Consider the following 21,274-nt stretch of genomic DNA (forward strand, 5'->3'; position numbering starts at 1 on the left):
GAACCCAAGCCCTATCGCTGGCACAAGTCCGCAGACGAAATTCTCGCCTCAGTGAAGCGCTTCTGCCAAAAGACCGTATGTCAGGGACTTTAGTTCCAGGTGACTAATCCCCCGGATCAATTCCTGATCCTCCTTACCGCTGCGTGCCTGCCCGCGGGGGCGCCCCACGGAAGGCGCCGCTGCCCATTGCATCGAAGGATCGAACCAGACGGTCTGCGATCCGCGCTGCCTCGGCGCCTCGCTCGCCGTTGCGCTCGGACCGGTGGCGCGCAACGGCTCGCTAGCTACGCCAGTTGGTGGTCTTGTGCGCGGTCTTCGCCGGTCTGCTTATGGCCGCCAGCTATCATGCTGGATTCGGCAGTGAATCCCCAGACGCATTTGCGCAACAAGGCCTCTCGGGATCAATCCCTGATCCGGCTGCGATCTGTCCTGTCTTCCAATCCTCCATCTGGCTCGAAAGCCGGCTTCAGGGAGGACCGCTTTTCAGGGGCAAGGCCGGCCGGAGATGGCCGGAGGCGCGGCCCGCCGCGGGCGTGGTCAGATCAGGTAGGGCTCCAGGGCGCGGGCGATGCGGGCCCGGACCAGGTGGCGGAAGCGGCTGCCGCCGGCCCGGGACGGCAGGTCTGCGCCGGGCATGTACTGCTGGAGGAGCGCTTCGGGCAGGGCCTCTGCCGTGTCGATGCGCTCGGCCAGGGCCGCGACGGCGTCCTGCACGCCGGGCTGCGCCCAGTAGTAGCGGATCCTGTCGGCCAGGCCGAAATGGCGCATCAGCTTGACGTCATGCGCGTTCGAGCCGTGGTAGTGCCCGCGCCAGGGGCCGGGATCGGCCTGCATCGCCGCCTCCATCAGTGCAGACAGATGCGGGGTGCCGTTCAGCCAGCCATCGACATGCGACAGCGCATAGACCGCCTCGCGATAGGCGAAGGTCAGGGCCGGGCCGACCTTCAGCACGGCGAAATGGCGCCGGGCTAGCTCGGCGAAGACCGCGGCCTCCTGGTAGTCGGTCGAATGCGCCTCGAAGGCGAGGCCGGGGAAGCCGTCGAGCACCGGGCTGAGGAGATCGGGCAGCGCGGCGTCGAAGCGGTCGACATGGGCGGGGCCGAATTCCAGCCCGGGCTGCACCACCAGCGCGGCGACGCGCGGCCAGGCATGGGCGAGGCCCGCGGCGGCGAAGGCGTCGCGATGGGCGGCGAGGGTGCGGCGGGCATTGGCCGGATCGGTCGGCGCGACCAGCTCGCCCTCCTGCCGCGCGCCGCCGGGCGGCGGCACTTCGGTGCCGATGACATAGCTCAGCCGCGACGGGTCGGGCGCGGCCGCCTCGCAGGCCAGCGCCAGCCGCGCGGCGCGGGCGGCCACGGTAGCATCGCCGAGCTGGCGCGGCTCGCCCAGGCAGCCCTCGGAGCAGTCGAGATGGATCTTGGTGAAGCCCGCCCGGACGAAATCCGCGACCAGGGTCCCGGCCAGGGCCAGCGCCTCCTCGGCGGGGCGGTCGCGCCAGGGCTGGGTGCCCAGATGGTCGCCGCCATAGCTGACCAGCTCCGCCGGGCAGCCTTCCTGCCGCGCGAGGTCCTCGGCGAAGCGGCGGAACCCGGCCGGGGTCATGCCGCTATAGCCGCCGAACTGGTTCACCTGGTTGCAGGTGGCCTCGACGATGACCGGCCGGTTGCGGTCGCGCGCCAGGCCGAGCGCGGCGGCCAGCACGTCGGGATGGGAGGAGCAGACCGAGGCGAAGGCGAAATCGCCCCGGGCGCGGTTGCGGCGGATGCCTGCGGGCAGGTCGAGCATGGCGCGCGCTCCTCAGGCCGCCCAGGGGTAGAGCGTCACCCCCGAGACCACGCGCGAGAGCGTGCCCGCGGAGAAGGGGTTGTCGACCTCGAGCCCGAGCTCCGCCGACCAGCGCACCGCCCAGACTTGCGCGGCCAGCACATGCAGCACGGCCGCCGCGCGGGGATCGCCCGCGGCGACCTCCAGATCGCAGCCGTCCGGGCCCAGCGTGACGACGGCGATGCCCGGATACTGGCTGCGCAGCTCGGCCGCGACATCGAGATCGTAGCGCGCGGTATAGGGGTCGGGATGGATCATCACGGCGACCAGCGTGCCCGGCGCGATCGCCGCCTTCGGCCCGTGGCGGTAGCCGAGCGGGCTGTCCCATTGCGTCGGGCAGGCGCCCGCGGTCAGCTCCAGCACTTTCAGCGCCGCCTCCCGCGCCAGCCCCTTCAGCGGACCGGCGCCGAGGAAGACCGCCCGCTCCGGGCAGCGTGCTTCGGGCTCGGCGGCGAGCGCGGCCAGGAGCGTTCCGGCCTGATCGGCCAGCTCCGGCAGCTCGGCCGCGGCGTCGAAGCCGGGATCGAGGCAGGCCAGCGCCGAAAGCAGCATCGTGGTGAAGCTCGAGGTCATGGCGAAGCCGGTGTCATGGGTCGCCTCGGGCAAGCGCAGCACGCGCAGCCGCCCGGGATCGGGCGCGGCGCGGCAGGCCAGCGCGCCCGTGGGATTGCAGGTGACATGCAGCCGGTGCGCCCGGGGCATCGCCGCATCCAGGAGGTCGAGCATGCCGATGCTTTCCGAGCTGTCGCCGGAGCGGCCGAACTGCACCACCAGAAGGCCCTCGCCGCTGCCGACATAATCGGCCGGGCAGGCCACCGCATCGGTCGTCGCCACCGCGCGGATCCGTGCGCCGCCCGGACCGGTGGCGATGCCCGCCGCAAGGACGTCGCCGATGAAGGCCGAACTGCCCGCGCCGCAGAGCCAGATTTCGCGGATGCCCGCGGCCGCGATCCAGTCCCGCGTCGCGGCCGCCTCGCGCGCCAGCGGCTCCGCCCAGCCGCGCCAGATTTCCGGCTGGGCGAGGATTTCGGACCAGGTGGCGGAAGAATGTTCGAAACTCATTGTCTTGCGTCTTTCATCGGAGGGGCCGGGTCAGCGCGCGGCGGCGCGCAGCGGTTCGGAACGGAGCACCGGGTCGATGCGGGTTCCGCTGCCGGGGTCGAAGAGATGCGCCGCGCCGGGCTTCGGCGCGATCCGCAATTCCTGGCCGGGCGCCAGCGGCAGGCGCTCGCGCAGGAGCAGGCAGAGGCTGCCTTCGCCGAGGATGGCCGGGTTGCGCAGCATGACGATGGTCTCCGCGCCGGTGGGCTCGATCACGTCGATCTCGAAGGGGATGCCGGTCTCGGAGGGCAGCAGGTCCTCGGGGCGCAGCCCCAGCCGCAGGGCGCGGCCCGCGCCGCCCTCGACATGGCCCGGCAGCGCGACATGGCTGCCGTCGCCCAGCACCGCCGATGCGCCATCCGCCGAAAGCACGGCATCGAGCATGTTCATCGAGGGCGAGCCGAGGAAGCCCGCGACGAATTCGTTGGCCGGACGGTCGTAGAGCTCGATCGGCGGGCCGGCCTGCTCGACGATGCCGTCGCGCATCACCACGATCCGGTCGCCCATGGTCATCGCCTCGACCTGGTCATGGGTGACGTAGATCATCGTCGCTTTCACCTTGCGGTGCATCTGCTTGATCTCGGTGCGCATCTGGACGCGCAGCTTGGCGTCGAGATTTGAGAGCGGCTCGTCGAAGAGGAAGAGCGCGGGCTCGCGCACCACCGCGCGGCCCATGGCGACGCGCTGGCGCTGCCCGCCCGAGAGCTGGCGGGGGAAGCGGTCGAGCAGATGGCCGAGCCCGAGGCTTTCGGCGGCGGCCTCGACGCGGGCATTGCGCTCGGGCAGGGGCACCTTGCGCAGCTTCAGCGAGAAGCCCATGTTCTCGCGCACCGTCAGATGCGGGTAGAGCGCGTAGTTCTGGAACACCATGGCGATGTCGCGCTTCTTGGCCGGGACCAGGTTCATCACCCGCCCGTCGAAGGCGATCGCGCCCGAGGTGACGTCCTCGAGCCCGGCGATCATCCGCAGGAGCGTGGATTTCCCGCAGCCCGAGGGGCCGACCAGCACCACGAATTCGCCGCTTTCCATGGCGATGTCGATGCCGTGCAGCGCCTCGTGATGGCCGTAGGACTTGCGCAGCTGCGCGATCTGGACCTGGGTCATCGGCGCGCCCTCAGCGAAGCTGCGGCAGCATGTTGCCATGCGCCTCGATCATGTCGGAGACAAGGGCCGCGATCTCGTCGGGGGCGAGTTCGGCGGCGGTGTGCGGGTCGAGCATCGCGGCCTGCTCGACATAGTGGCGCTTGCCGGTCAGGGCGGCGGCGACGGTCAGCTCCTGGACATTGGTGCTCAGCCGGATGACGGCGGCAAGCTCGGGCGGCATGCGGCCGATGCGCACCGGCTGGATGCCGTTGCGGTCGACATGGCAGGGCACCTCGACCGAGGCCGCCGGGTCGAGATTGGAGATCAGCCCGCGGTTCGGCACGTTGCCGTAGATCAGCTCGGGCTCGCCGGTGACGACGGCATTGAGGATGGCGGAGGCGTATTCGTCCGAGCGGCAGACCTCGATCGGCCTGGCGCCCTCGAGCTCGCGGCGCTGCTCCTCCCATTCGCCGATCCGGCGCTCGCAGCGGCGGGGGTATTCGTCGAGCGGGATGTTGAGCCTGTCGATCAGCTCCTCGTGCCCGCGCTTGATGTACCACGGCACGTATTCCGAGAAATGCTCGGAGCTTTCGGTGACGAAATGGCCGAAGCGGCGCAGCATGTCGAAGCGGACGCGGTCGTCATCGGGCACCTGTCCCGAGCGCGCCAGCTCCTGCAGGCGGGGATAGAGGTCCTCGAACGAACCATCGGCATGGCGCTTGCCGTATTTCAGCATGAAGGCGACGTGGTTGATGCCCGCCGAGACATAGTCGATGTCGCGGATGTCCTCGCCCAGGCATTCGGCCAGGTGCTGCGCGGTGTGCTGGACCGAATGGCAGAGCCCGACGGTCTGCAGCTCGGGCGCCAGTTCCGCCAGCGCCCAGCAGTTCATCGCCATCGGGTTGACGTAGTTCATCAGGAGCGCGTCCGGACACAGCTCCTCCATGTCCTGCGCGATGCCCTGGAGCACGGGGATGGTGCGCAGCGCGCGGAAGATGCCGCCGATGCCCAGCGTGTCGGCGATGGTCTGGCGCAGCCCGTATTTCTTCGGCACGTCGAAATCGATCACGGTCGAGGGCCGGTAGCCGCCGACCTGGAACATCAGGATGACGAAGCGCGCATCGGCCAGCGCCGTGCGGCGGTCCATCGTCGCCTCGATCCGCACCTTGGACAGCCCCAGCGCCTCGCAGATGCGGCGGGTGACGATCTCCGAGGTGGAGAGCCGGTCGCCGTCGATGTCGTGCAGCGCGATGGTGCAGTCGGCGAAGGCGGGGCGCGAGAGGATGTCGCCGAGGATGTTCTGGGCGAAGACGGTGCTGCCCGCGCCGATGAGGGTGATCTTGGTCATGGGTCTCTCCGAAAGGTCTACTTGCCGGTGCCGGCCATCAGGCCGCTCAGCAGGAAGCGGTTGAGGAAGATCACGACCAGCGCGGGCGGGATCATCGCGAAGACCCCCGCGGCGTTGATCAGGCCGTAATCGACATAGTTTTTCGTGGCGAATTCCGGGATCAGCACGGTCAGCGGCTTGGTCGCGGCAGTGGGCGCGAAGACCAGCGGCACGGCGAACTGGCCCCAGGCGCCGAGGAAGGTCAGGATCGCGGCCGCGATCAGCCCGGGCAGGGCCAGCGGCATGACGATGCGGACCATCGTGTAGAGCCGTCCCGCGCCGTCGAGGAAGGCGGCCTCCTCGATCGACAGCGGCAGCGACTCGTAGACCGAGCGCATCAGCCACATCGAGAGCGGCAGGTAGGCCGAAATGTAGATCAGGATGATCCCGCCATAGGTGTCGACCCAGCCGAGCCCGACCATCATCCGGTAGAGCGGGATGAGCACCGTGTAGCCCGGCACGGCCAGCGTGGCGACGATCATGTAGAAGACCAGGTTGCGGCCCGGGAATTCCAGCCGCACGGCGGCATAGGCGGCGATGGCGGCGATCGCCGTGGTGGCGATGGTCGCGCCGCCCGCCAGCACCAGGCTGTTCCCCAGCGCGCGCAGGAAGTCGCGCCAGATCCCGGTCTCGTCCGGCTGGCCGAAGAGGCCGCCCACCAGCTTGGCGTAATGCTCGAAGGTGATCGACGGCGGCACCAGGTTGACCGGCGAGGCGGCGATGTCGGTGGGCTTCATCAGCGAAGTGGCCAGCGCCCAGTAGACCGGGCCGAGCGACCAGATCAGCAGGAGGATCGCGGCCAGCGCCATTCCCGCCCGGCGCAGATGGAGGGCAGTCATCAGTCGAACCTCGTTTCGCGGTAGATGCGCAGCACGTAGACGGAGGAGACCAGGATCGAGACCAGCATCACCGTGATCGACATCGCCATGCCGTAGGAGAATTTCAGGTCCTGGAAGGCGGTCATGTAGATCTGCCCCTGGATCGGCCGGGTCAGCGCGCTGGCCTTGGCGAGGATCCAGGCCTCGTCGAAGATGTTGAAGGCGGTGATCGTCGATTGCGTCAGCGCGATGCCGAGCGCGCCCGAGATCAAGGGCAGCGTCACCAGCCGCAGCGTTTTCAGCCGTCCCGCGCCGTCGACCTCGGCCGCCTCGTAGAGCTCGCGCGGGATGGTCTGCAGCGCCGCCAGCAGGATCACCGCATTCAGCGGCATCATCCGCCAGACATGGACCAGCGTGACGCAGATCAGCGCACTGGCCTGGTCGTTCATCCAGACCCGCGCCTCGCCGATCAGGCCGAAGCGCATCAGGAGCCCGTTCAGGAGCCCGTAATGCGGGTTGTAGATCCAGGACCAGACCATGGCATTGACGACCGGCGGCAGCGCCCAGGGCAGGATCACCGCCGCCAGCAGCCAGCGCCGCCCGTGCTTCATGCCGTTGAGCAGCAGCGCCGCGCCGAGGCCCAGCACCAGTTCCAGCGAGACCGCGGCGGCGACATAGAACCAGGTGTTCCACCAGGCATTGCGCACCGCCGGATCCGACAGCATCCGGGTGTAGTTCCGGAAGCCCACGAAGGGCTCTCCGGGAAGCATCGGCGTGACCCGGTGGAAGCTGTCCCAGGCGGTCAGCGCCACCGGCACGAAGACGAAGGCGGCCATCAGGATCACCACCGGCAAGGCCAGCACGATGCCGAGCCCGGCATCGCTGGAGACCCGCTGCAGAAGGCCGGGCTTCGGCACCTCGGCCGCGAAGGGTGGCGCCAGGGCGGCGTCGGGTGTGCTCATGCGGGCTGCCTCCGTCCTCTTGCCTGGCTCAGTACTCGGCCCGCGCGTCCTCGGCGGCGCGCGCGATCGAGGCGACGGCCTCGTCGACCGACATCTGGCCGATGGCGACCGCGTTCACGGCCGCGGCGGCGGCGTTGGAGAAGGGCGGGTACCAGGGCGGGGTGCCGCCGTCGAAGAGCGGTCCGACCGCGCCGACCTGCGCGACGATCGCGTCGCCCGATTCCAGCGTGCCGGCTGCGTTCAGATCGGCCAGCGCGTCCTTGCGCGTCGGCAGCGTGCCGTCGAGCGTGTAGACATTCTCCTGCATTTCCTTCGACATGACGAAGTTGATGAACTTGACCGCGGCATCCTTGGAGCCGGAGGCGGAGGGTACGGCCAGCGCCTCGGGCAGGCCGTAGGTGCGGGTCTCGCCCGAGACATTGGGCACGACCGAGGCGGCGCTCTGCCCGGCAATGGCGGATTTCTCCGGGTCGTTATAGGTCGACAGCGGCCCCGGCCCGTCGGAGAGGATGAAGGAGATGTCGCCGGCCTTGAAGGCCTCGCGCACCTCGGGGTTGCCATAGGCGGTGGAGGCCGGATCGATCAGCCCCTCCTCGACGGCGGTCCGGATGAACTCGAGCGCCTTGTAGCCGCCCGACTCGGGGTCGGTGAAGGCGGGGTTGCCATCGGCGTCGAAGAGGTCGCCGCCATACATCATGGTGATCAGGTACCAGGCGGTGGAGGTCGCCTCGCCGACCGAGAGGGGCAGGCCGAAGGGATGCTCGGTGATGCCCGCCTCCTTGACGGCGCGGCCTGCGGCCAGAAGCTCGTCCACGGTTGTGGGCGGCGCGGTGATCCCGGCCTTTTCGAGATGCGCGGTATTGACCACCATCATCTTGAAATCGTTGTTGTAGGGGGCGCCCAGCGTCTTGCCGCCGGCCTGGAAGATCGGCAGCACCGAGACCTGTTCCAGCGCCGAGGGGTCGAGCACGTCGTCAAGCGGCTCGAGCCAGCCGGCCGCGCCGAACTGGCCGACCCAGGACCAGTCGAGCTCGATCACGTCGGCCGGGGCGGTGCCCGCCACCAGCGCGGTGATGATCCGGGTGTGCAGCTGGTCCCAGGCCAGGGTCTGCTGGTCGACTTCGATCCCGGTCTCGGCGGTGAACTCCTCGATCACGCTCGCGGGATAGCCGCCGCCTGGCAGCAGGACGGTGATTTCCTCGGCTTGCGCCATGGCGGCGACAAGCGCGGCGGACAGGGCAAGGGGCAGTCCGAGCACGCAGCGGCGCGCGCGGAAATGGTCGGAGAACCGCATCTCTAACTCCATGTTGGGTGTCTTGTCGTTTTTTCCGGAACCGGACCCCGACATGAGTCCCGTTCTCTGAGGAAAGCGTTAAACGCTCAAATAAGATCATCAAGTCCTTTCTAACGTGAGCGATTAAAGACGCTATCTTGCCCAATATGTGAGCGATTCAATCAGTCGAACTGCCGAGATTTTGCGCGAAACGGCCGAATACGGCCTCATATTCAGGAAAGTCGGGGGATTTTGCGTCATGGGTGAGCGATAAAGTTTCGGAATCATGACGTATAATGAGCGAATGGCTTGACCCGGTGGCGCGAGTTTCGTTGACTGGGCGCGAACAATGCCGGGACATCGCCAATGAAATCCAGCCGCCTCGACGCCATCCTCGCCCATCTCTATGCCCATGGCACGACCAGCATCGGCGAGCTGGCCCAGGCGACAAATGCCTCGATCGCCACCATCCGCCGCGACCTCGCCCAGCTCGAGGAGGACGGCACGATCGACCGCTTCCATGGCGGAGCGCGGCTGGCGCAGGGCTCGAGCATCGAGCTGGGCTTCGACATGCGCGAGAGCCAGGACATCGCCGAGAAGCGCGCGATCGCCCAGGCCGCCTATGCGCTGATCGAGCCGCATGGCTCGGTCTTTCTCGATGCCGGCACGACGGTGATGCAGGTCGCCAGCCTGATGCGGCTGGAACCGGTCCCGGGGCTGGTCTTCACCAACGGGCTGCGGGTCGCGCAGGAGCTCTTCAATGTCGCGCGGCTCAGGGTCAACCTGATCGGCGGCACGCTCCGGAACGAGAATGCCAGCTTCGTCGGCCCGCTGGCCGAGCAGATGCTGCGGTCGATCTGGCTCGACACGCTGATGCTGGGGGTCGGCGCGATCGACGAGGCGGGGATGATCTATTCGGTCGACAGCAGCGAGGCGCAGCTCAACGCGCTGATGATCGAGCGTTCCAGCCGCCGGCTGATCCTGGCGACCGCGGCGAAATTCGGCCGCCGCGCGACCTTCGCGGTCGGCCATGTGCCGCGCGGCGCGACCATCGTCGGCAGCTCGGCTCTGGCGCCGGAATGGCAGGAACGGGCGCGCGACTGGGGCTGCGAGCTGATCATCGCCGAACCGGCCCCGGCGCTGACCCTGGCGGAGGGCGCGCGGAAATGACCCTGGTCCTCGGCTTCGACGGCGGCGGCAGCACGGCGCGGATGGCAATCGCGGAGGACGACGGCCAGCCGGTCTTCCGCGCCGAGGCGGGCGGGGTCAATCCGCAGGACAATCCCGCCTGGCAGGCTGCCTATGACCAGCTCTTCGCCGCGGCCGGAGCGCTGGCCGGGCAGGTCTCGGCCGCCTGTCTCGGCCTGCCGGGCTGGGGCGAGGCGGCGGCGCTCGACGCGCAGGTCGCGGACTATCTGCGCGCGCGGCTCTCCTGTCCGCTGGAGCTGATGAACGATGTCGAGCTGGCGCATTGCGGCGCCTTCGGCGGCGGCGCGGGCGTGCTGCTGCTGTCGGGGACCGGGTCCATGGCGGTCGGGCGGGCCGCGACGGGCGGCTGGCTCCGGGCGGGCGGCTTCGGCGCGGAGATCGGCGACGAGGGCAGCGCCCATGCCATCGGCCGCGCCGCGCTGGCGCGCCTTTCGCGCGAGATCGACGGGCGCAGTCCCGGGACGGATTTCGGCCGGGCGCTGCTGGCGCATCTGGGCGGCGCGGGCGATCCGCTGCAGCGGCTGATGGGCTGGCTGGCGGCGGCGGCGCATCCGCGCTCGGCGATTGCCGGGCTGGCGCGCAAGGTCGACGCGCTGGCCGGGGCGGGCGATCCGGTGGCCGGTGCGCTGCTGGCCGCGGCCGGCGCCGCGCTGGCCGAGCATCACGCCGCGCTTGCCGCCCGCACCGGTCCCTGCGCTTGGAGCCATGCCGGCAGCACCTTCCGCTCTGCCGCCTTCGCCGATGCCGTCGCCGCCGCGGTCGGCACCCCGCCGCAGCCGCCGGTCCGCGACGCGCTCTCCGCCGCTCTATTGCGCGCCGCCGCGGCGGCCGCCCGCCCGGCAATGCGCCGCGGGGCATGACGCGCGGATTCAGTCCCCGTCGCCGGGCAGGGCCGGTTTCTCAGCGTTGCCGCGTCATTCGAATTGCGGTTGGCCGCTCGGCGATGTGACGCGTGGCGCTCGGACTTCGTCTCCGGGGCAAAGCGACGCTGGTTTCTTGAGCTGCCGCGTCGTACGGATTCTGGTCGCCCGCCCTTTGATAGGTCGCAGCGCGTGACGTGCGGCGCTCGGTCCTCGTCGCGGCGCCGGGCACAGCCGGTCTCCTTGAGAGGCTGCGCCCACGGGATTGCGGCCGTTTGCACAGTGATGCGTCGCGGGGCGTGATGAATAGAGGTCAGTTGCCGGGCAGGGCGGTGCCGGTCTCCTTGAGCGCCCGCGCCAACCGGCTCATCGCGGCATAGAGCGCGCCGGCCTCCGGGCGCCAGGCGGTCACGGCAGCTTCCTGCAGGCGCATCAGATCGGTGTCGCCGCGCGCGGCAGGGCCGGTCAGCGCTGCGGCCGGGCCGAGGCGCCCCACGCTTTCCGCCGTGCCTGAGAGCAGCGTCCGGCCGAGCTCTGCGGCGATCTCCTCCGGCACCCCGGCCTCCAGCCAGGCTTCGCGGGCGACCGCCTGCAGCACGGTGGCGAAGTTGTTCGAGAAGACCGCCGCCGCGTGGTAGAGCGCCTTGCGCTCCGGATCGACATCGAAGGGCACGCCGCCGCAGTCCGAGACCAGCCGGCGGGCCAGCGCCACGGCCGGGGCGTCGCCCTCGATGGCGCAGCAGGTGCCGGGGAACTGGCGGGCGGCGATCTGCGGATCGGCAAAGCTCAGCACCGGATGGCAGCTTGCCGCAGCCCAGCCCTGCGCGCGCAGGGGCTCGAGCGCCTGCGCCGGGAGGAAGCCGCTGCAATGGAGCGCCGCGGCCGCGTCGCCGCGCGCTTCGGCCAGTGCTTGGGCCACCTTGGCGATGCTGTCATCGGGCACCGAGAGCACCCAGAGATCGGCGGGGCGCATCCCGGCGAGCGTGGCCGCGGCGCGCCCGGCGCTGGTGGCGGCGACGGCCTCCGCGGCAGAGGCAGGGCTGCGGCTCAGGACGTCGCGCAGCTCCGTGCCGGGCAGCGCGGCGACCAGCGCCATGAGCGTGCGCCCGACCTTGCCGGTGCCGATGATGTTGACGCTGGGCATGATCCGCTCCCTCCGTTGACGGGGCCTGCTATGGCCCATCCGCGGCGGACGGCGCAAGCCGGGGCGCGCTATTCCGGCAGGCGCGGCCGCGGCATGGCGAAGACGGTCTCGATCGCGCCGAAATCGGCATAGCCCAGCCGGGTCAGCGGCTTGTAGCGGGTCACGTCGAAACGGCCCTCTTCGGTGACGCAGTCGTCGCGCAGGTGAATCGCCTCGATCCGGGCGATCATCAGCCGGTTGGCCTCGCCCTCCAGGTCGACCACCTGGATCAGCCGGCATTCCAGCGACGCCGCGGCGCCCGCCAGGCGCGGGCAGTCGATGGTCTCGCATTCGGCGAGTTCCAGCCCCAGATGCGCGGCCTCGTTCACCCCGGCCGGAAAGGGCGCGGAGGAGGCATTGACCGCCTCGCGGTCCTCGTAGCCCGCGATGTTGATGCACAGCATGCCCGTGGCCGAGGCCTGGGCGAAAGTGTCCTTGCCGGCATCGCGGTCGGGCTTGTTGCCGATCGAGGAGACGATGACCTGCGGCGGGCTGTAGGCCACGGCGGTGAAGAAGGAATAGGGCGAGAGGTTCACCTGTCCGTCGGCGCCGCGCGTGGTGATCCAGGCGATCGGCCGGGGCGAGACGATGGCGGTCAGCGGATCGCGCGGCAGCGGGCGGTCATCGGCAATGCGGTAGAACAAGGCACTCTCCCTTCGGGGTCTGGGGCGGGCAGGGTGCCCGCCCGGATGTCACAGGCTCTCCAGCCAGGCGGCAATGTCGTCCGCATCGGTGACATCGGCGTATTTCTGGCCCATGTCGTAAAGGTTCGCGTCATGCGGCGCCTGCGCCCGATCGGCGCAGCAATCGGCCGGGACCAGCACGTTGAAGCCAGTCTGGACGGCATCGACCACGGTCGCGCGCACGCAGCCCGAGGTGGTGGCGCCGCAGACCACGACCGTATCCGTGCCTGCCCCGGTCAGGAGCGCGGCCAGGGTCGAGCCGAAGAAGGACGAGGCGCCTTTCTTGGTGACGACGGCGTCCTGCGGCTGGATGCCGGTGGCGGCGTCGATCTCGACGAGGCGGGTTCCCTCGATCAGCGCGCGCATGCCGGTGGCGACCTTCAGCCAGGGCAGCTTGTCCACTTCGCCCGGATGGTAGGCGATGGTGGTGAAGACGACCGGATAGCCCTTGGCGCGGGCGATGTCGCAGAGCCGCTTGGTCGCCGCCATCTGGGCGGCGGCATCCGAGGCGGTCGGGTATTGCAGGTCGGTGAAGCCGTAGGAGAAATCCACGACGACGATGGCGGGACGGGTGCCGCGCGGCACGTCGGCGCCGAAGCCTGCGGCCTTGTAGGTCTGTTCCTGGGACATGGGATCCTCGTCAGAAGGCGCGCCCCGCGCCGGGGGACATCCGGCGCGGGGCACAGGGGAGAGCGGCCGGTCAGGCGCGCTCCATCGCGATTTCCTTCACGACGATGTCGCCGTCGATGACGATCGGCTCGTCATCGAGGAAGAGCGAGCAGCCGCGCATCGGGATATCGAGGTGGCAGGCGGTGTCGTTCGGGCCGCCCAGCTCGTTGTTCGGGCCGGTGGAGAACATCACGTTGCCGTAGAAGGCGCGCGGCTCCATGCCCATGCCGCCCGGGAAGGCGCCGGGCACCATGTTGTGCCATTTGGCATTGGGGTTCATGCCCCAGCCGACATGGCTCATGCCCATGCCGCGGTTGTCGTTGAAGGCGGCCATGTAGGATTTCACCAGCTCGGCATCGAGCCCGCCGCGGATATCGGTGATCCAGCCCTTCTCGATCGTGTAGGTGATCGGGTCGCGGACATACATGTTCTGCGGCAGCAGGATGTCGCCCGGGGCCACCACGATGGTGCCGTCGACGCCGTCATCGTCGCCGCCGGTGAAGACGAAGCCCGAGGGCCAGTGGTCCCAGCGGCCCGGCTCGTCGGTGCAGGCATATTCGGTGACCGCGGGATAGGTGTTCAGCTTGTAGGTCACGTCGGTGCCGTGCGGCGAGGTGATGCGCATCACCTTGGCGGCGTCGACCATGGCGCCGGCGATGGTGACCTTCTCGCGGATCTCCTGGGTCGGCAGCATCCGCGCCAGCAGCTCCGGCGGCTCGACCGCGGTCAGGATGCGGGTGCCCGCGGCCTGGATGGCGAACTGCTCGGGGGAGAAGAGCAGGAAGATGCAGTCGATCAGCATGTCGCAGTTCTTCAGCGCCTCGACCGCCTCGGGCATCGCCGCCAGGCCGGTCTGGCCCACCGCCCAGGCGCCGACGACCGGCGGGGAGGGCAGGCGCATGTGGTACATGTTGGCGCCCAGCCGCATGCCCGCGGCCATGAAGGCATCGGCATAGTCCAGCCGCTCGTTGCCCTGGGTCAGGACAATCAGGCGCTCGTCCTTCTGCACGCCCGACATCTTCAGCTGATGCAGGCAGATCTCGGTGAAGCTCGCGTGATCCATGTTCCGTTTCCCTGTCGGTTATGCGTTGAAGTCCATGACGGCTTCGAGGAAGCCCTCCAGATCGTCCCAGGGGATCATGTGCCCGGCCTCCTCGACGATGCATTGCTGCATCTTCGGCGCAAGCGCGGCGATCTCTTCCTGGTCGGCCTGTTCGATGACCGTGGCGCCGCCGGCGATGACCAGCCGCGCGGGCTTCTCGATCTTCGGCAGATCCTGGTGGATGTCGTCGGTGTGGAAGCCGTCGAAGGCGATGCGGATCGCGCCCCAGTGGCAGGTATGCAGCCATTCGGCGCGCAGCGCGACCTGCTCGTCGGTCCAGGTCGGGCAGAAGGTCTTCATCTCGTCGAAGCTGATGGCGCGCTTCGACATCATGATGCTGTCGCCGTACCAGGGCCATTTCGACGGATAGGCGCGGCGGTTCGGCCCGGAGACGGGCGGATCGACCAGGATGTAGCCGGCGAAGGGCGCGGCGTTGCGGGCATTGGCGCGGATCGCGATCCGGGCGCCCATCGAATGGCCCATCAGGATGGGGCTGTCCATCTGCTCGGCGATGGCGATGGCGTCATCGGCCATGGCGTCGAGCGAATAGTCCAGGTCGCCGGTCTCCGACAGGCCGCGGCCGCGCACGTCGAGCACGTGGACCTCGAAGGTCTCCGCCAGCCGCTCGGCGACGAAGCCCCAGGTGATCGCGGGCGAGGTGATGCCCGGCACCAGAAGCAGCTGCTTCGCGCCCGCGGGCCCGTCCCAGCGGATCAGGTGCTGGCGGATGCCGTTCGCGTTGATGTTGTAGCCAAAGCCCATCTCGGCTCCTCTCTCGTCTTCTGCGCCGGGCGTCGCCGCCCGGCCTTGGTTCCTGTTCCCGCGGGCGCTCAGTAGGCGCCGGACAGGAGCGCGCCGCCACCCGGCACGCGGGTCGGCAGGTCGAGCGCCTTGAGCATCGACCAGGTGGTCGCGACCGCGGCGGTCAGCACCGGCTTGCCGCTCTGCGCCTCGACCGTGGTCACGGCCGGCAGCGATGGCATCTGCACGCAGGCCGACAGCACGATGACATCGGCCTCGGCGGTGTCCATCCCGGCGACGATGCCCGGCAGGTTCATCGGGTCATGCGCGGCGACGTCCAGGTTGTTCTGGATCTCCAGCGCGCGGTAGTCGACGACCTCGAAGCCCTCGTTGCGGATGTAGTCGACGACCATCTCGGTCAGCGGCTTCATGTAGGGGGCGACGACGGCGATCTTCTTCGCGCCCATCGCCTTGAGCCCCTCGACCAGCGCGCCGGCGGAGGTGATGACCTCGGCGGGCATGTCGTTGTCGCGGGTCACCTGGCTCAGCCGTTCGGCCGACTTGCAGTGGTAGCCATGGCCCATCGACATGATGGCGACGAGGCAGGCATAGCCCATCACGTCGACGCCGGCATCCGACAGCTCCAGCGCGCAGCGGTCGCTGTCGGCATCCATCTTCGCCAGCTCTTCCTTGGTCACGTGCTTCATCCGCATCCGCGACGAGTGGAAGGTGAAGCGTTCGGGCGCGACCATCTCGCGGGCGCGCAGGAGGGCCGGGATCTCGGTCTCCATGGTGATGTTGGAACTGGGGACGATCTGTCCGATGCGATAGGTTTTCATGTGGTCACCTTCCTCTGGGGTAGCTAACTTTATTATTCAGTCGATGAATAATGAAAAAATCACTTGTGTACATACAAACTCGGAAAAAAGATGGATTTTAGAGGTCTCTTGGGGCGTTTGCCTAAATTCCGGGCGCCTTTAGGCCGGCCGAGAGGAAGCGGACGAGCTGTTCCAGCATCTCCTCCTCGGCAATCTCGCGGATCTGGCCCTCGCTGAGATCGGCGAGTCGGCCGAGATCGTTCAGCATGAAGAGATAGGCGCCGACCAGGAAGGCCATGCGGGTGGCCACGAGGTCGCGCGGGATGCCCGGCAGCTGCCCGGAAAGCGCGTCGATATAGCGTTTCAGCGAGGGGTCGTAGACCTCGCGGCGCAGCTCCAGCGCATGGGCCTCGGGCTCGGCATGGACGCGGGCCTGAAGGGCGATGAAGGCGGCGCCGCCGGGGCCGGACTGCTTCATCTCCCATTGCGGGCGCAGATAGGCGCGCACCAGCGACTCGACCGAAGGTTCGGGCTCGGCCAGGGCGCGGTCCAGCAGCACATGCCGCCGCCCCGAGATCATGCCGCCGCGGCGGCGGAAGACCGCGTCGAAGAGATCCTGCTTGGAGCCGAAATAGTAGCGCAGCAGCGCCTGGTTCACCCCCGCCCGCGTGGCGATGTCGCGCAGCGAGGCGCCGGCGAAGCCCGCGGCGGCGAAGCAGGCCTCGGCCTGGTCCAGGATCGCGTCGCGCACGTCGCGCTGGTCGTCGCCCGCCTTGGGTCGGCCGGGCTTGCGGCGGGGTTCCTGCGTCTGGCTCATCGGGCTCCTTTCCGGCGGCATCCCTTCATGAACCATGGCAGAGAGGCCCGGACAAGGGATCCGGGAAAATAATTATTCAGTCGAGTAATTATTTCGCGGGCCGCGGGCCTAGCTGATCCGGCGCAGCAGCTCCAGCAGCGTGGCGGCCTCTTCGGGCTCCAGCGGGGCCAGCGTGTCGGCGGTAATCTGCTTCATCGTCGGCAGCATCTCGGCCAGCAGCTTGCGCCCCTCGGGCGTGGTGCGCAGCATGTAGCGGCGCTTGTCGACCAGGTCGCGCTCGGTCTCGACGAGCCCGCGCGCCTGCAGCCGCGAGATCACCCCCTTGGTGGTCGCGGCATCCATCGCCACCAGCCGCCCCAGCGCGTTCTGCGAGATCGGCCCCGGTTCGGTGGCCAGCCGGTAGAGCGTCGAGAACTGCATCGAGGTCAGCCCGCCGGGATTGTGCTCGGAGAAGATGGTCATGTGGCGCTGGTACGCCTTGCGGAGCGCAAAGCCCACCTGCTCGTCAAGCTTGTACTCGGCATCTTCTTCCAGCGGCGCCATGACCTGTCTTCCTTCTTCGGGGAACCGGCGATCCCAGTCTTGCCCGGGATTCGGAGCTCCGGGATGGCATCCTTTCGCCGCGGCCGACAACCGGAAAACGTTTCGCGGGGGTATTTGCCCAATCGCGTTGCAAATTGCACATTTCATCAGCACAATTTCGGTCCGGATGGCCCGGAATGCCGGTTTGGGCTGCCCTGGACGCCGAGAATGTTTGTATACATCCAAAATGCCGGGCAAGGGATCCGGACCGACCCGAAAGGAGCAGCCGTGTCCCCGCAATCCGTATCCTTCACGCTGAACGGCCGTCCGGTCACGGCCGAGACCGACCGCCACCGGGTGTTTCTCGACCTTCTGCGCGGGGAGCTGGGGCTGAAGGGGCCGAAATACGGCTGCGGCATGGCGCAATGCGGCGCCTGCTCGATCCTGGTCGACGGCCGCCCGGCAAGGGCCTGCGTGCTGCGCGCCGCGCGGGTCGAGGGCGCCGATGTCGTCACGCTGGAGGGGCTGGCCGGTCCGGACGGGCTGCACCCGGTGCAGCAGGCCTTCGTCGAGGCCCAGGCGGCGCAATGCGGCTACTGCCTGAACGGAATGGTGATCTCGGCCGTGGCGCTTCTGCGCGCCAATCCGCGCCCGAGCCGCGACGAGATCCGCCAGGGGATGCGCGACAACCTGTGCCGCTGCGGCACGCATCAGGAAATCATCGAGGCAGTGGAGCGCGCGGCAGAGCTGCTCGCCGCCGCCGGGGGAACCGCACATGTCTGAAACCGGCCTGATCTCCGTCTTCGAGGACCGTCCCGAAGGCCGCTTCACCCATGTCCAGATCGACGGCGACGGGCTGGCGACGGCCTATAACGGCCATGTCGACCTGGGCACCGGCGTCGAGACCGCGCTGGCGCAGATCGTGGCCGAAGAGCTCGATCTGCCGCTGGCGCGCGTGGCGATGGTGCTGGGCGACACGGCCCGCACGCCGGACCAGGGGGCGACCATCGCCTCCGAGACGATCCAGATCGCCGCCGTGCCGCTGAGGAAGGCCGCCGCTCAGCTGCGCCACTATCTGGCGGGCGAGGGCGCGCGCCGGCTCAACGCGCCGATGGACGGGGTGGAGAGCCGCGACGGCGCGATCCTGTGGAAGGACACCGCGGTCACCTATGCCGCGCTGGCCGCGGGCAAGGACGTGGCGATGCGGCTCGACGACGAGATGCCGGTCAAGGATCCCTCCGCCTACCGCATCGTCGGCACGCCCGCGGGCCGGGTCGACCTGCCCGCCAAGGTGCAGGCGGATTTCTCCTACATCCAGGATCTCGTGGTCGCTGACATGGTCCATGGCCATGTGGTCCGTCCGCCCTATGCCGGGCGCGACAGCGGCGATTTCATCGGCCGCAGCCTGATCTCCCATGACGAGGCCGCCGTCTCGGGCCTGCCGGGCTTCATCGCCGTGGTGCGCGAGGGCGACTTCCTCGCCGTGGTCGCCGAGACCGCGCACCAAGCGCAGCGGATCGCCGAGGCGCTGCCCGTCAACTGGCGGATGCCGCCGCCCGCGCCGGATCTGTCGGATCTGAAGCACGCGCTGAAGGCCGCGCCCTCGACGCCGCGCGCGCTCGACCGCTCGGGCGATTTCGACCGCGCCATCGGCGAATGCGGCATCCGGCTCGACCGGACCTATGTCTGGCCCTACCACCTGCACGGCTCGATCGGGCCCTCCTGCGCGGTGGCCGACTGGAATGGCGGCAAGCCGATCGTCTGGAGCGGCACGCAGAACCCGCACATGCTGCGCGGCGACCTGGGGCTGCTGGCCGGGCTCGACCCGGAGGCGGTGGAGATCCGGCGGCTGCAGGCGGCCGGCTGCTACGGCCGCAACTGCGCCGACGATGTCTGCGGCGACGCGCTGATCCTGGCCCGCGCCATCGGCCGCCCCGTCCGGGTGCAGCTGACCCGCGCGCAGGAGACGCTGTGGGAACCCAAGGGCGCCGCGCAGCTGATGGAGGTCTCGGGCGGGATCGGCGGGGCAGGGGATCTGCATGCCTATGCGCTCGACACCTGGTACCCGTCGAACCGCGGCCCGAACCTGTCGCTCTTGCTGACGGGACGCATCTCGCCCGAGCCGCGGGACTCCGACATGGGCGACCGCACCACGGTGCCGCCCTACCGCGTGCCCAACAAGAAGATCACCGTCCACGACATGGCGCCGATGGTGCGCGCGGCCTGGATGCGCGGCGTCTCGGCCCTGCCGAACACCTTCGCGCATGAGAGCTTCATGGACGAGCTCGCGCATGAGGCGGGCGAGGATCCGGTCGCCTTCCGGCTGCGCCATCTCGACGATCCCCGCGCCGCCGACCTGGTGCGCCGCACTGCCGCCGAGGCGGGCTGGGAAGAGCGCACCGGCCCCCGCTTCCGCCGCGAGGGGCGGATGGCCTATGGCCAGGGCTTCGCCTACGCGACCTATGTCCACGGCACCTTCCCGGGCAAGGCGGCGGCCGCCGCGGCCTGGGTCTGCGATGTCACCGTCGACACGCTGACCGGCGAGGTCACGCTGACCCGCGTCTTCGTCGGCCAGGACCAGGGGCTGGTCATCAACCCCGACGGGGTGCGCGCGCAGATCCACGGCAATGTCATGCAGACCGCCAGCCGGACGCTGCATGAAGAGGTCAGCTTCAATTCCCTCGCCCCGGCGCCGCAGAGCTGGGCGAATTACCCGATCCAGACCTTCGACAAGCTGCCCGAGATCCGCTCCATGCTGATCGAGCGCCCCGAGGAACCGGCGCTCGGCGTCGGCGAGAGCGCTGCCGTGCCAGCCGCCGCCGCCATCGCCAACGCGATCTTCGACGCGACCGGCGTGCGGCTGCGCGAGGCGCCCTTCACCCCGGGCAAGGTCCGCGCCGCGCTGGCCGAAGCTGCGGGCACCCCCGCCGCGCTGGCCCCGCCGCCCGCCGCGCCCAAGGCGCGCAAGCGGTTCCTCGGCCTGGCCGGCGGCCTGGCGGGGATGCTGACGCTGGGCGCCGTCGGGATCCCGATGGCCCGCTCGATCCCGCCGCAGCCCGCGCCCGCCGCCTCGACCTTCTCGGCGGAGACGATCGAGCGCGGCCGCCAGGTCTTCGCCGCGGGCGACTGCGCGGTCTGCCACACTGCCGAAGACGGCATCGCCAATGCCGGCGGGCGGGGGATGGAGACGCCCTTCGGCACGGTCTTCACCACGAACCTGACGCCCGATCCCGAAACCGGGCTGGGGCTCTGGTCCTTCGCCGCCTTCGACCGGGCGATGCGCAAGGGCATCTCGCGCGACGGCCACAACCTCTATCCGGCCTTCCCCTATACCTCCTTCGCCAAGATCGACGGCGCGGACATGCAGGCGCTCTACGCCTATCTGCAGACGCTGGAGCCGGTGAAAGCCGAGACGCCCGCCGCGCAGATGGTCGCCCCGGTCAACCTGCGCCCGGTCAATGCGGTCTGGAACACGCTTTTCCACGATGCCTCCGGCTTCACCGCCGATCCGGCGCAGAGCGCGGAATGGAACCGCGGCAAGTACCTGGTGGAGGCCGCCGGCCACTGCTCGGCCTGCCACAGCCCGCGCAACCTGATGGGCGCGGAAGCGACCGGTGCCAAGGCGCTGTCGGGCGCGGTGATCGACGGCTGGTACGCCCCGGCGCTGGCCGGGACGGCGACGGCGACGCGCGGCTGGGACGCGGATGCCTTCTTCGCCTATCTGCGCGAGGGCCATGCGCCCGGCATCGCCAGCGCCTCGGGGCCGATGGGCGAGGTGGTCGACAGCCTGACCGCGCTGCCCGATGCGGATATCCGCGCGATGTCGGTCTACCTGGCCGGGCTCGCCGCGCCCGGCACCGCCCCGGCGCCGGTTCCGGCCGAGGCCGCGCTGCTGCCCGATGCCAGTTCGCGGCTTTTCCGCGCCGCCTGTTCCAGCTGCCACGAGCCCGGGCTCGCCGACACGCTGACTGCCGCGCAGGTGCCGCTGGGCCGGTCCGCGGCGATCCGCGCGCCCTCGGCGGAGGGGCTGAAATCGGTGATCCGCGACGGGATCGAGGCGCCGCTTTCGCTGCCGCTGCGCGACATGCCGGGCTTCGGGGCCGAGCTGTCCGAGGCGCAGATCGACGAGCTGGCGGGCTATCTGCGCGCCCGCTACGCCCCCGACCTGCCGTCCTGGAACGGCACGCCCGCCGCGCGCTGATCCCCGGCCGCGAGTCGCCTT

At 69.6% G+C, this 21,274-nt stretch carries 19 protein-coding genes; 4 read left to right on the top strand and 15 right to left on the bottom strand.

Features of this window, described 5'->3' with window-relative positions; genetic code table 11:
* Positions 1-537: 537 nt before the first annotated feature.
* From FGX59_RS21485 to FGX59_RS21515, 7 genes are read right to left on the bottom strand one after another with little or no spacing between them, the layout of a single operon-like run.
* Positions 538-1,785 carry a class II D-tagatose-bisphosphate aldolase non-catalytic subunit gene (locus FGX59_RS21485; RefSeq protein WP_138469182.1) on the bottom strand — a complete coding sequence of 416 codons (1,248 nt, stop codon included), beginning with the start codon at positions 1,783-1,785 and terminating at the stop codon, positions 538-540.
* Positions 1,786-1,797: 12 nt separating this feature from the next.
* Positions 1,798-2,886, bottom strand: a complete 1,089-nt coding sequence (locus tag FGX59_RS21490) for a phosphosugar isomerase (protein ID WP_138469183.1) — start codon at positions 2,884-2,886, stop codon at positions 1,798-1,800.
* A gap of 30 nt (positions 2,887-2,916) precedes the next feature.
* Positions 2,917-4,068, bottom strand: a complete 1,152-nt coding sequence (locus FGX59_RS21495; RefSeq protein WP_305036030.1) for an ABC transporter ATP-binding protein — start codon at positions 4,066-4,068, stop codon at positions 2,917-2,919.
* Entirely contained in the window at positions 4,040-5,356 is a 1,317-nt protein-coding gene (locus tag FGX59_RS21500; protein ID WP_138469184.1) for an alpha-glucosidase/alpha-galactosidase, read from the bottom strand. The genes FGX59_RS21495 and FGX59_RS21500 overlap by 29 nt, the downstream gene beginning before the upstream one ends.
* 17 nt (positions 5,357-5,373) lie before the next feature.
* A complete protein-coding gene (locus tag FGX59_RS21505; RefSeq protein ID WP_206078405.1) occupies positions 5,374-6,234 on the bottom strand; it encodes a carbohydrate ABC transporter permease in 861 nt (286 codons plus the stop codon).
* Positions 6,234-7,175, bottom strand: a complete 942-nt coding sequence (locus tag FGX59_RS21510; protein WP_138469185.1) for a carbohydrate ABC transporter permease — start codon at positions 7,173-7,175, stop codon at positions 6,234-6,236. Before FGX59_RS21510 ends, FGX59_RS21505 begins: the two co-directional genes overlap by 1 nt.
* A 28-nt stretch (positions 7,176-7,203) precedes the next feature.
* Positions 7,204-8,481, bottom strand: a complete 1,278-nt coding sequence (locus FGX59_RS21515; protein ID WP_206078406.1) for an ABC transporter substrate-binding protein — start codon at positions 8,479-8,481, stop codon at positions 7,204-7,206.
* A 333-nt stretch (positions 8,482-8,814) separates the two neighbouring features.
* On the opposite strand from FGX59_RS21515, the gene FGX59_RS21520 reads away from it, so the two are divergent.
* A complete protein-coding gene (locus FGX59_RS21520) occupies positions 8,815-9,618 on the top strand; it encodes a DeoR/GlpR family DNA-binding transcription regulator (RefSeq protein WP_138469186.1) in 804 nt (267 codons plus the stop codon).
* Positions 9,615-10,517, top strand: coding sequence for an N-acetylglucosamine kinase (locus tag FGX59_RS21525; RefSeq protein ID WP_171060766.1), 903 nt, complete (start codon positions 9,615-9,617; stop codon positions 10,515-10,517). The genes FGX59_RS21520 and FGX59_RS21525 overlap by 4 nt, the downstream gene beginning before the upstream one ends.
* A gap of 313 nt (positions 10,518-10,830) precedes the next feature.
* On the opposite strand, the gene FGX59_RS21530 is transcribed toward FGX59_RS21525, so the two are convergent.
* From FGX59_RS21530 to FGX59_RS21565, 8 genes are all read right to left on the bottom strand, one after another.
* Positions 10,831-11,700, bottom strand: coding sequence for a Rossmann-like and DUF2520 domain-containing protein (locus FGX59_RS21530; RefSeq protein WP_138469188.1), 870 nt, complete (start codon positions 11,698-11,700; stop codon positions 10,831-10,833).
* A 29-nt stretch (positions 11,701-11,729) separates the two neighbouring features.
* Complete coding sequence (locus tag FGX59_RS21535) at positions 11,730-12,344, bottom strand: flavin reductase family protein (RefSeq protein WP_138469189.1); 615 nt, start codon at positions 12,342-12,344, stop codon at positions 11,730-11,732.
* A 48-nt stretch (positions 12,345-12,392) separates the two neighbouring features.
* Entirely contained in the window at positions 12,393-13,013 is a 621-nt protein-coding gene (locus FGX59_RS21540) for an isochorismatase family protein (RefSeq protein WP_138469190.1), read from the bottom strand.
* A 70-nt stretch (positions 13,014-13,083) separates the two neighbouring features.
* Positions 13,084-14,115 (bottom strand): leucyl aminopeptidase, encoded by a 1,032-nt coding sequence (locus tag FGX59_RS21545; protein WP_138469191.1) that lies wholly within the window; start codon positions 14,113-14,115, stop codon positions 13,084-13,086.
* Positions 14,116-14,133: 18 nt separating this feature from the next.
* Positions 14,134-14,916, bottom strand: a complete 783-nt coding sequence (locus tag FGX59_RS21550; RefSeq protein WP_138469192.1) for an alpha/beta fold hydrolase — start codon at positions 14,914-14,916, stop codon at positions 14,134-14,136.
* 68 nt (positions 14,917-14,984) lie between these two features.
* A complete protein-coding gene (locus FGX59_RS21555; protein ID WP_138469252.1) occupies positions 14,985-15,686 on the bottom strand; it encodes an Asp/Glu racemase in 702 nt (233 codons plus the stop codon).
* Between the two features lie 169 nt (positions 15,687-15,855).
* On the bottom strand, positions 15,856-16,530 hold the full coding sequence (locus FGX59_RS21560; RefSeq protein ID WP_138469193.1) for a TetR/AcrR family transcriptional regulator: 675 nt from the start codon (positions 16,528-16,530) through the stop codon (positions 15,856-15,858).
* Positions 16,531-16,638: 108 nt separating this feature from the next.
* The gene (locus FGX59_RS21565; protein ID WP_138469194.1) at positions 16,639-17,073 is read right to left on the bottom strand and encodes a MarR family winged helix-turn-helix transcriptional regulator; all 435 of its coding nucleotides are present in this window, start codon (positions 17,071-17,073) and stop codon (positions 16,639-16,641) included.
* A 267-nt stretch (positions 17,074-17,340) separates the two neighbouring features.
* Between FGX59_RS21565 and FGX59_RS21570 the strand changes: the two genes are divergently transcribed.
* Positions 17,341-17,835, top strand: a complete 495-nt coding sequence (locus FGX59_RS21570; RefSeq protein WP_240722627.1) for a (2Fe-2S)-binding protein — start codon at positions 17,341-17,343, stop codon at positions 17,833-17,835.
* Entirely contained in the window at positions 17,828-21,253 is a 3,426-nt protein-coding gene (locus FGX59_RS21575) for a molybdopterin cofactor-binding domain-containing protein (protein ID WP_138469196.1), read from the top strand. Before FGX59_RS21570 ends, FGX59_RS21575 begins: the two co-directional genes overlap by 8 nt.
* The last annotated feature ends 21 nt before the right edge of the window (positions 21,254-21,274 follow it).

It is taken from the genome of Poseidonocella sp. HB161398 (genome assembly GCF_005870025.1).
Classification (GTDB): domain Bacteria; phylum Pseudomonadota; class Alphaproteobacteria; order Rhodobacterales; family Rhodobacteraceae; genus Mangrovicoccus.

Bases quoted from the DNA above. Each gene is read 5' to 3' on its own strand.
- FGX59_RS21500 (WP_138469184.1), bottom strand. From the start codon at position 5,356: ATGACCAAGATCACCCTCATCGGCGCGGGCAGCACCGTCTTCGCCCAG.
- FGX59_RS21565 (WP_138469194.1), bottom strand. From the start codon at position 17,073: ATGGCGCCGCTGGAAGAAGATGCCGAGTACAAGCTTGACGAGCAGGTG.
- FGX59_RS21510 (WP_138469185.1), bottom strand. From the start codon at position 7,175: ATGAGCACACCCGACGCCGCCCTGGCGCCACCCTTCGCGGCCGAGGTG.
- FGX59_RS21545 (WP_138469191.1), bottom strand. From the start codon at position 14,115: ATGGATCACGCGAGCTTCACCGAGATCTGCCTGCATCAGCTGAAGATG.
- FGX59_RS21560 (WP_138469193.1), bottom strand. From the start codon at position 16,530: ATGAGCCAGACGCAGGAACCCCGCCGCAAGCCCGGCCGACCCAAGGCG.
- FGX59_RS21550 (WP_138469192.1), bottom strand. From the start codon at position 14,916: ATGGGCTTTGGCTACAACATCAACGCGAACGGCATCCGCCAGCACCTG.
- FGX59_RS21490 (WP_138469183.1), bottom strand. From the start codon at position 2,886: ATGAGTTTCGAACATTCTTCCGCCACCTGGTCCGAAATCCTCGCCCAG.
- FGX59_RS21495 (WP_305036030.1), bottom strand. From the start codon at position 4,068: ATGGCAACATGCTGCCGCAGCTTCGCTGAGGGCGCGCCGATGACCCAG.
- FGX59_RS21525 (WP_171060766.1), top strand. From the start codon at position 9,615: ATGACCCTGGTCCTCGGCTTCGACGGCGGCGGCAGCACGGCGCGGATG.
- FGX59_RS21485 (WP_138469182.1), bottom strand. From the start codon at position 1,785: ATGCTCGACCTGCCCGCAGGCATCCGCCGCAACCGCGCCCGGGGCGAT.
- FGX59_RS21520 (WP_138469186.1), top strand. From the start codon at position 8,815: ATGAAATCCAGCCGCCTCGACGCCATCCTCGCCCATCTCTATGCCCAT.
- FGX59_RS21530 (WP_138469188.1), bottom strand. From the start codon at position 11,700: ATGGGCCATAGCAGGCCCCGTCAACGGAGGGAGCGGATCATGCCCAGC.
- FGX59_RS21515 (WP_206078406.1), bottom strand. From the start codon at position 8,481: ATGGAGTTAGAGATGCGGTTCTCCGACCATTTCCGCGCGCGCCGCTGC.
- FGX59_RS21540 (WP_138469190.1), bottom strand. From the start codon at position 13,013: ATGTCCCAGGAACAGACCTACAAGGCCGCAGGCTTCGGCGCCGACGTG.
- FGX59_RS21575 (WP_138469196.1), top strand. From the start codon at position 17,828: ATGTCTGAAACCGGCCTGATCTCCGTCTTCGAGGACCGTCCCGAAGGC.
- FGX59_RS21555 (WP_138469252.1), bottom strand. From the start codon at position 15,686: ATGGAGACCGAGATCCCGGCCCTCCTGCGCGCCCGCGAGATGGTCGCG.
- FGX59_RS21505 (WP_206078405.1), bottom strand. From the start codon at position 6,234: ATGACTGCCCTCCATCTGCGCCGGGCGGGAATGGCGCTGGCCGCGATC.